Here is an 8,767-nt window from a genome sequence, read left to right as displayed (position 1 = left end):
CCATAAAAAGTGGAGGCCTAGGCTTTCACTTTTTTTATAACTAAACAAAGACAAAATAATTGACTCATTCATTGGTTAGGAGTAGAATACGGCTAACCTAGGTTAATAATTAAAACTATTTTTTGTCAAAATTTTCTGAATAATTCTCGTTTAAATCTTGGATTATTTCTAAAAAAATGATAAAATAGGTCTTATAATAGATAAAAGGAGTTACTATCTTGGCTAAACAATACAAAAACTATGTCAATGGTGAGTGGAAAACATCTGAAAACGAAATTACTATTTACGCACCTGCAAACGGTGAGGAACTTGGATCAGTTCCAGCGATGAGCCAAGCTGAAGTAGACGAAGTCTACGCAGCAGCTAAAGCAGCACTTCCAGCATGGCGTGCGCTTTCATATGCTGAACGTGCAGCTTACCTTCATAAAGCAGCAGATATCTTGGAACGTGATGCAGAAAAAATCGGACAAGTTCTTTCTAAAGAAATCTCTAAAGGTTTGAAATCTGCAATCGGTGAGGTTGTTCGTACTGCTGAAATCATCCACTATGCAGCTGAAGAAGGTTTGCGTTTGGAAGGTGAAGTACTTGAAGGTGGTGCGTTTGACGCTGGTAGTAAGAAAAAAATCGCTGTTGTTCGTCGCGAACCAGTAGGTCTTGTCCTTGCTATCTCTCCATTTAACTACCCAGTAAACTTGGCTGGTTCTAAAATTGCTCCTGCCTTGATTGCTGGTGACGTTGTTGCCTTCAAACCACCAACACAAGGTTCTATCTCAGGTCTTCTTTTGGTTGAAGCATTTGTTGAAGCTGGTATCCCTGCAGGTGTCTTGAACTCTATCACAGGTCGTGGTTCTGTTATCGGTGACTACATCGTTGAACACAAAGCAGTTGATTTCATCAACTTCACAGGTTCAACACCAGTTGGTGAAAACATCGGTCGTTTGGCAGCTATGCGTCCAATCATGCTTGAACTTGGTGGTAAAGATGCCGCTATCGTTCTTGAAGATGCTGATCTTGACTTGACTGCTAAAAACATTGTTGCTGGTGCCTTTGACTATTCAGGTCAACGTTGTACAGCTATCAAACGTGTCCTTGTAATGGATAGCGTTGCAGATGAATTGGTAGAAAAAGTAACTGCTTTGGTAGGTAATATCACTGTTGGTATGCCTGAAGAAAGCGCAAGCGTTACACCACTTATCGATACAAAAGCAGCTGACTTCGTTCAAGGTTTGATTGATGATGCCGTTGAACAAGGTGCTACTGCTAAAACTGAATTGAAACGTGAAGGTAACCTTATCTACCCAGCTGTCTTTGACCATGTAACAACTGACATGCGTCTTGCTTGGGAAGAACCATTTGGTCCAGTATTGCCATTCATCCGTGTATCTTCAGTTGAAGAAGCAATCAAGATTTCTAACGAATCTGAATTTGGTCTTCAAGGTGCAGTCTTTACTCAAGACTACCCACGTGCGTTTGCAATTGCTGAACAACTCGAAGTTGGTACAGTTCACATCAACAACAAAACACAACGTGGTACAGATAACTTCCCATTCCTTGGTGTTAAAGGATCTGGTGCCGGAACTCAAGGTGTGAAATACTCTATCGAAGCTATGACTCGTGTGAAATCAACAGTATTTGATATCGCAAACTACTAAGAGTTTAGCTATTCAATCATTAAAAAAGTGTAAAGAGTCCCCATTATAGGGGCTCTTTTTCTTTTAAAATATGGTATAATAGAACTAAATTTCGAATATAGAGAGTTTTCTGACAATGAATAAATCTTATTTTTACTTGGTTATGAAGACCCATGAATTAGAGGTGCCATACACTGGTAAACTTCGTCGTGTGCGTGTTCTTCTACCTAAGAACTATGAAACGGATACAGATCGTTCTTACCCTGTCGTGTATTTCCATGATGGCCAGAATGTTCTTTATAGTAAGGAGTCATTTTCTGGCTATTCTTGGAAGATTATCCCAACAATCAAGCGTAATCCTGATATTTCTCGAATGATTGTTGTGGCCATCGATAATGATGGTCCTGGCCGTATGAATGAGTATTCTGCGTGGAAGTACCAAGAATCTAATATCCCTGGTGTTCAGTTCGGAGGCAAGGGAGTAGAGTATGCGGAGTTTGTCATGGATGTGGTTAAACCCTTTATTGACAAGGAGTACCGTACCCTCTCAGACCGTCAGCATACAGCTATGATTGGATCATCTCTTGGTGGGAATATCACTCAGTTTATGGGGCTTGATTATAAGGAGCAGATTGGTTGTCTTGGGGTATTTTCTTCAGCTAACTGGTTGCATCAAGATGCCTTTGATCGTTACATGTCGCGTCAAAAATTGGATGCAGATCAACGTGTCTACATTTATGTAGGGACTGAGGAAGCTGATGATACTGACAAGACCTTGATGGCTGGTAACATTAAGCAGGCTTATATTGACTCTTCATTGAGCTATTACCATGATTTGATTGCTCGTGGGGTTGATTTGGAAAATATCAAGATTCACATTCAATCTGGCGCTGAACACAATGAAGAAGCTTGGGCTGAGAATTTACCAGACTGTCTTCGCTTTTTCGCTGAAAAGTGGGACTAGTCTTTATTAACGCAAAATATTTTTAATTTAGGAAAAGGAATATAAATATGAATATCGAACATCTTAGCCACTGGAGTGGTCAACTTAATCGTGAAATGTATGTTAACCGTTATGGGCACGCTGGTATCCCTGTTGTGGTTTTTGCCTCATCAGGTGGTAGTCATAACGAATACTATGACTTTGGTATGATTGATGCTTGTGCACGTTTTATCGAAGAAGGACGCGTACAATTCTTTACGCTGTCAAGTGTGGATAGTGAAAGCTGGCTTTGTGATTGGAAAAATCCACACGATCGTGCTGAAATGCATCGTGCCTATGAACGTTATGTTATTGAAGAAGCTATTCCATTTATCAAACACAAAACTGGTTGGTTTGATCCAATGATGACAACAGGATGTTCAATGGGTGCTTACCATGCGCTTAATTTCTTCTTGCAACACCCTGATGTTTTCAATAAAGTAGTAGCCCTTAGTGGTGTCTATGATGCTCGTTTCTTTGTGGGTGAGTTTGGAGGGGATGAAGCTATTTACCAAAATTCCCCATCAGATTATATCTGGAACCAAAATGATGGTTGGTTTATCGACCGCTACCGTCAAGCTGAGATCATCGTATGTACAGGTCTTGGTGCTTGGGAACAAGATGGTCTTCCATCTTACTATAAACTCAAGGAAGCCTTTGAACAAAAGAACATTCCAGCTTGGTTCTCTGAGTGGGGCCATGATGTCGCTCACGATTGGGAATGGTGGCGTAAACAAATGCCTTATTTCCTTGACAATATGAACCTATAATTTCTTTGTCTATCCTATCTAAATAACTATAAAAGAGGAATCACTAATGAATTATCTTGTTATTTCACCATACTACCCACAAAACTTCCAACAGTTTACAGTTGAACTTGCTAATAAGGGAATCACTGTTCTTGGTATTGGTCAAGAGCCTTATGAGCAGTTAGATCAACCCTTGAAAGATGCTTTGACTGAGTATTTCCGTGTCGATAATTTAGAAAACTTGGATGAAGTTAAGCGTGCAGTAGCCTTTCTTTTCTACAAACATGGTCCAATTGATCGCATCGAATCTCACAATGAATACTGGTTGGAATTGGATGCAGCACTTCGTGAACAGTTCAATGTTTTTGGTGCTAAGCCAGAAGACCTTAAGAAGACTAAATTCAAGTCTGAAATGAAGAAACTCTTCCAAAAAGCTGGTGTTCCAGTTGTGCCGGGTGCTGTCATTAAAACTGACGAAGATGTGGATAAAGCTGTGAAAGAAATTGGTCTTCCAATGATTGCTAAGCCAGATAATGGGGTTGGTGCAGCTGCAACCTTCAAACTTGAAACAGAAGATGATATCAATCATTTCAAGGCTGAGTGGGATCATGAAACAGTTTATTTCTTTGAAAAATTTGTAACTTCAAGTGAAATCTGTACTTTCGATGGTTTGATTGATCATGATGGTAATATTGTCTTCTCAACAACTTTCGATTATGCCCACACTCCACTTGACTTGATGATTTACAAGATGGACAATTCTTACTACGTTCTTAAGGATATGGATCCTAAGTTACGTAAGTATGGTGAGGCAATTGTCAAAGAATTTGGTATGAAGGAACGTTTCTTCCATATTGAGTTCTTCCGTGATGGTGACGATTATATTGCTATTGAATATAACAACCGTCCAGCAGGTGGTTTCACAATCGACGTCTATAACTATGCTCATTCGTTTGATTTGTACAAGGGTTATGCGGATATCGTTGCTGGTGAACCATTCCCAGCTTCTCAGTTTGAGCCACTTTACTGTTTGGCTACTTCACGTCGTGCAAGCTCACACTATGCTTACTCAGAAGAAGAACTTTTTGATAAGTATCGTGAACAACTTAAAGTTAAGAAAATCATGCCTGCAGCCTTTGCAGAGTTGCAAGGTGACTTCCTTTATATGTTGACAACTCCAAGTCGTGAGGAAATGGAACAAATGATTGAGGACTTTGGTAAAAAAGCCTAATCTGTATATGTTAAAAGCACTTCAGAGTAAACTGAAGTGCTTTTGTAATGCCTTATTTTTCGTGAAGCTCTTGGTTTTTAAGAACCAGTTCTGATACTTTAGCGAATTTTTTAAGTTTTTTGAGGTCTTCTGGATGAGTTACCAAGCTAATGACGCTACCTTCATTTCCCATACGGCCGGTACGACCTGCACGGTGAGTGTAGGCTTCACGGTCTCGAGGGATATCGAAGTTGATGACCACTTCCAGATTTTCAATATCGATGCCTCGTGCCAAGAGGTCAGTACCTAGTAAGAGTGAAATCTCATGGTTCTTGAATTTTTCCAAGATAACCTTACGGAATTTGACGTTGATGTCACTTGCCAATGATACTGCTGAAGCTCCGTTAAATTGGAGGCGTTCTTCAGTAGCACCAAGGTCAGAAAGACTGTTGAAAAAGACAAGGCCACGGAAGTCAGGAATATTGGAGAACTTACGGAGAAGTTCGACACGGTTACGTTTATCAACACTGATATAATAATGTTTAATAGTGTCTAGTTCCTGATCAGATAGGTCATAAACGATAGTATTTTCGACAAGATCTTGATCGTCAATTTTGTTGGTTGCCGAAATATAAATCATTTGATAGTCACGAGGAACATGGTGGCTGATTTTTGTCACAAAGTGGTATTGGCTATCACTGAGAAGCTCATCAAATTCATCAAGGACGATAGTATTGACGTTCATCATCTTGATCTTTTTGAGTTTAATCAGCTCAAAGACACGACCAGGGGTTCCGATGAGAATTTCCGGTCCTTTCTTCAGGCGTTCAATTTGTCGCTTTTGACTAGAGCCAGAAAGGAAGAGCTGGGCAGTGAGTCCTAGTGGCTCAGCCCACTGTTTGGTTACGTCGAAAATCTGTCCAGCAAGTTCAGAATTAGGTGCTAGGATAAGCAGTTGCTGAGCTTTTTTGGGTTTGAGTTTGAGGAGCAGTGGGAGAAGGTAGGCAAGGGTCTTACCTGTTCCTGTAGGACTGATACCTAGGACATTATCTCCTTCAGTGATTGGTGCAAAGAGTTCTTTTTGAATGGCAGTCTCTGTAGTGATTCCTTTTTCTTTAAGGAGGTCTTGCCATTGTTCAGGAAAGTTTTTAAACATAAAAGTCTCATTTTCTATATGGATTTGCTTTTATTATATCATGATTTAGTGTAGAATAGATAAGAAAGACTATATTAGATAGGAATTTACCATGCCTAAAAAACCGATTATTATTGGGGTTACGGGTGGCTCTGGTGGCGGTAAGACCAGTGTTTCTCGTGCCATTCTATCAAATTTTCCAGATGAGAAAATTGCCATGATTGAGCATGATTCTTATTATAAGGATCAGTCACATTTGACTTTTGAAGAGCGTGTGTCAACGAACTACGACCATCCCTTTGCCTTCGATACAGATCTTATGATTGAACACATCAATGAGCTGATTGCTGGGCGTCCAGTGGATATTCCGATTTATGACTACACCCAACACACACGCAGTGAAAAGACTTATCGTCAAGAGCCACAGGATGTTTTCATTGTTGAAGGGATTTTGGTACTTGAGGATAAACGTTTGCGTGATTTGATGGATATCAAGCTTTTTGTAGATACTGATGATGACATTCGTATTATCCGTCGTATCAAGCGTGATATGGAAGAGCGTGGCCGTAGCTTGGATAGTATCATTGAGCAATATATCAGTGTGGTTAAACCTATGTACCATCAGTTTATCGAACCTACGAAACGCTACGCAGATGTGGTGATTCCTGAAGGTGTCACAAATACTGTTGCTATCGACTTGATTAATACTAAGGTAGCAAGCATTTTGAAAGAAAGTCAGAAAGCCTAAGCAGGAGCTTGGCTTTTTTGGTATAATTGAAACGTTATGATTATTTTACAAGGAAACAAGATTGAGCGCTCTTTCTCAGGAGATGTGCTCTTTGATAATATTAATATTCAGGTAGATGAACGTGATCGTATTGCCTTGGTTGGCCGTAACGGTGCTGGAAAATCAACCTTATTGAAAATCTTGGTTGGAGAGGAAGCGCCGACGAGTGGTGAAATCAATACAAAACGTGATTTGAATTTGTCTTACTTGGCTCAGGATAGTCGCTTTGAGTCTAGTAATACCATCTATGCAGAAATGTTAAATGTCTTTGCAGACTTACGTGCAGACGAAAAGCGTCTGCGTGACATGGAATTGAAGATGGCCGAGTTGACTGGGGCAGACTTGGACAAGTTAATGACTGACTACGATCGCCTTTCCGAGGATTTCAGACAGCGTGGTGGTTTTACCTATGAATCTGATATCAGAGCTATTCTCAATGGTTTTAAGTTTGATGAAAGCATGTGGGAGATGCCCATTTCCGATCTTTCTGGAGGGCAAAACACGCGCCTGGCTTTGGCGAAAATGCTGCTTGAGAAGCCTGAGCTCTTGGTACTGGACGAACCGACCAACCACTTGGATATCGAGACCATTGCCTGGTTGGAGAATTACTTGGTCAATTATCAGGGAGCTCTAATCATTGTCAGTCACGACCGTTATTTTTTGGATAAGGTGGCGACAGTAACACTGGATTTGACCAAACATAGTTTAGATCGTTATGTCGGAAATTATTCAAAATTCATGGACCTTAAGGCTGAAAAGTTGGCCACTGAAGCAAAGAACTTTGAAAAGCAACAAAAGGAAATTGCTAAGCTGGAGGATTTTGTTAATCGTAATATTGTCCGTGCCTCTACAACTAAGCGTGCTCAAGCCCATCGTAAACAGCTAGAGAAAATGGAACGCCTAGATAAGCCAACAGAAGGTCAAAAGTCAGCTAATATGACTTTCCATGCGGATAAGGTCTCTGGGAATGTGGTCTTGACTGTGAGGGATGCTGCTATTGGTTATGATGATGAGATTCTCTCAGAGCCTATTTCTCTGGATGTTAAGAAGATGGATGCCATTGCCATTGTGGGACCTAATGGTATAGGGAAAACAACCTTTATCAAGTCTGTAGTGGGTAAATTGCCGTTTATCAAGGGAACGTCAACCTATGGTGCCAATGTTGAAGTGGGTTACTATGACCAAACCCAATCTGCCTTGACACCGTCAAACACTGTTCTTGATGAGTTGTGGAATGATTTTGCGACAACTCCTGAAGTTGAGATTCGTAACCGTCTGGGAGCCTTTCTCTTCTCAGGTGATGATGTCAAAAAGTCGGTTTCGATGCTTTCTGGTGGTGAGAAGGCTCGCCTGCTCCTAGCTAAATTATCAATGGAAAACAATAACTTCCTAATCCTAGATGAGCCGACCAACCACTTGGACATTGATAGTAAGGAAGTCTTGGAAAATGCCCTCATTGACTTTGATGGAACGCTTCTTTTTGTCAGCCATGACCGTTACTTTATCAACCGAGTGGCAACCAAAGTGATGGAAATTTCTGAGGATGGAGCAACCATTTATCTTGGAGATTACGATTACTACCTTGAGAAGAAGGCGGAGCTTGAAGAGTTAGCACGTCTTGAGGCAGAGGAAAATCAAGTATCAGAGGAAGTCCAAGTAGCTTCAGCGGGAGCTAGTGATTATCAAGCTCAAAAAGCCAATCAAAAAGAGATGCGTAAACTAAGTCGACGCATTGAGCAAATTGAAAATGAGCTAGAGAAGATTGAAGAACGCTTGGAGGAAATCTCTGCTGCCATGCTTGAAACAAATGATGTGGCAGAATTGTCTGACTTGCAAAAAGAGCTCGATGACTTATCAGTTTCTCAAGAAGCTCTGATGGAAGAGTGGAGTAACTTATCAGAACAGTTGGAAGGTTAAGGAATGATGAGAGCCTTTTCATGTTTTGAGTTGTGAAAGGCTTACATTGTTGGTATAATAGTCTTAGTATATAAAAGGAGACTAACTTTATGAACAAAGTAAAGAAAAAAGTGTATCGTAACACAACATCTTTCAACATGATGGCATGGGGATCATTTGCCTTCTTCGTAATCTTGATGTTGGTAGGCCTCTATACCCTTAAAGAGCCTTTGATGGTTAAGGGTTACTACCTCATGGGATGTGTTGGCTTGATTTCATCTTCCTTTACAGTATCTAAGGTTGTCCGTGATAATCAAGAAGATGAAGAAAACTATAACAAACTCATCGCACAACAAACTTTCGAACAATAAGGGCTC

The 8,767-nt window shown here is 40.5% G+C and carries 8 protein-coding genes; 7 read left to right on the top strand and 1 reads right to left on the bottom strand.

All coding sequences use genetic code 11. The annotated features are described in order from the left end of the window. Nucleotides 1–218 precede the first annotated feature (218 nt). From HMPREF1519_RS04590 to HMPREF1519_RS04575, 4 genes are all read left to right on the top strand, one after another. Nucleotides 219–1,652 carry an NADP-dependent glyceraldehyde-3-phosphate dehydrogenase gene (locus HMPREF1519_RS04590; RefSeq protein WP_002890682.1) on the top strand — a complete coding sequence of 478 codons (1,434 nt, stop codon included), beginning with the start codon at nt 219–221 and terminating at the stop codon, nt 1,650–1,652. Between the two features lie 115 nt (nt 1,653–1,767). Then, nucleotides 1,768–2,595 (top strand): alpha/beta hydrolase, encoded by an 828-nt coding sequence (locus tag HMPREF1519_RS04585; protein WP_002884105.1) that lies wholly within the window; start codon nt 1,768–1,770, stop codon nt 2,593–2,595. A 47-nt stretch (nt 2,596–2,642) separates the two neighbouring features. Next, entirely contained in the window at nt 2,643–3,383 is a 741-nt protein-coding gene (locus HMPREF1519_RS04580) for an esterase family protein (protein ID WP_002884014.1), read from the top strand. 46 nt (nt 3,384–3,429) lie between these two features. Next, a complete protein-coding gene (locus HMPREF1519_RS04575; protein ID WP_022495748.1) occupies nt 3,430–4,593 on the top strand; it encodes an ATP-grasp domain-containing protein in 1,164 nt (387 codons plus the stop codon). 52 nt (nt 4,594–4,645) lie between these two features. Here HMPREF1519_RS04575 and HMPREF1519_RS04570 read toward each other — a convergent pair whose 3' ends face one another. Beyond that, the gene (locus tag HMPREF1519_RS04570; protein WP_022495747.1) at nt 4,646–5,728 is read right to left on the bottom strand and encodes a DEAD/DEAH box helicase; all 1,083 of its coding nucleotides are present in this window, start codon (nt 5,726–5,728) and stop codon (nt 4,646–4,648) included. A gap of 91 nt (nt 5,729–5,819) precedes the next feature. Between HMPREF1519_RS04570 and udk the strand changes: the two genes are divergently transcribed. The 3 genes from udk (at nt 5,820) to HMPREF1519_RS04555 (ending at nt 8,761) form a co-directional block, all read left to right on the top strand. Beyond that, nucleotides 5,820–6,455 (top strand): uridine kinase, encoded by a 636-nt coding sequence (gene udk, locus HMPREF1519_RS04565; RefSeq protein ID WP_002890688.1) that lies wholly within the window; start codon nt 5,820–5,822, stop codon nt 6,453–6,455. 36 nt (nt 6,456–6,491) lie between these two features. Further along, entirely contained in the window at nt 6,492–8,411 is a 1,920-nt protein-coding gene (locus HMPREF1519_RS04560) for an ABC-F family ATP-binding cassette domain-containing protein (protein ID WP_022495746.1), read from the top strand. An 89-nt stretch (nt 8,412–8,500) separates the two neighbouring features. After that, nucleotides 8,501–8,761 (top strand): YiaA/YiaB family inner membrane protein, encoded by a 261-nt coding sequence (locus HMPREF1519_RS04555; protein WP_002883990.1) that lies wholly within the window; start codon nt 8,501–8,503, stop codon nt 8,759–8,761. Nucleotides 8,762–8,767 lie beyond the last annotated feature (6 nt).

It is taken from the genome of Streptococcus sp. SR4, from assembly GCF_000517725.1.
GTDB lineage: Bacteria > Bacillota > Bacilli > Lactobacillales > Streptococcaceae > Streptococcus > Streptococcus salivarius_F.
Note: the sequence above shows the minus strand (reverse complement) of the source record. Positions and strands in the feature narration are given on the sequence as shown.

Coding starts and splice junctions, on each gene's coding strand:
- HMPREF1519_RS04585 (WP_002884105.1), top strand. CDS start 1,768: ATGAATAAATCTTATTTTTACTTGGTTATGAAGACCCATGAATTAGAG.
- HMPREF1519_RS04580 (WP_002884014.1), top strand. CDS start 2,643: ATGAATATCGAACATCTTAGCCACTGGAGTGGTCAACTTAATCGTGAA.
- HMPREF1519_RS04575 (WP_022495748.1), top strand. CDS start 3,430: ATGAATTATCTTGTTATTTCACCATACTACCCACAAAACTTCCAACAG.
- HMPREF1519_RS04570 (WP_022495747.1), bottom strand. CDS start 5,728: ATGTTTAAAAACTTTCCTGAACAATGGCAAGACCTCCTTAAAGAAAAA.
- udk (WP_002890688.1), top strand. CDS start 5,820: ATGCCTAAAAAACCGATTATTATTGGGGTTACGGGTGGCTCTGGTGGC.
- HMPREF1519_RS04560 (WP_022495746.1), top strand. CDS start 6,492: ATGATTATTTTACAAGGAAACAAGATTGAGCGCTCTTTCTCAGGAGAT.
- HMPREF1519_RS04555 (WP_002883990.1), top strand. CDS start 8,501: ATGAACAAAGTAAAGAAAAAAGTGTATCGTAACACAACATCTTTCAAC.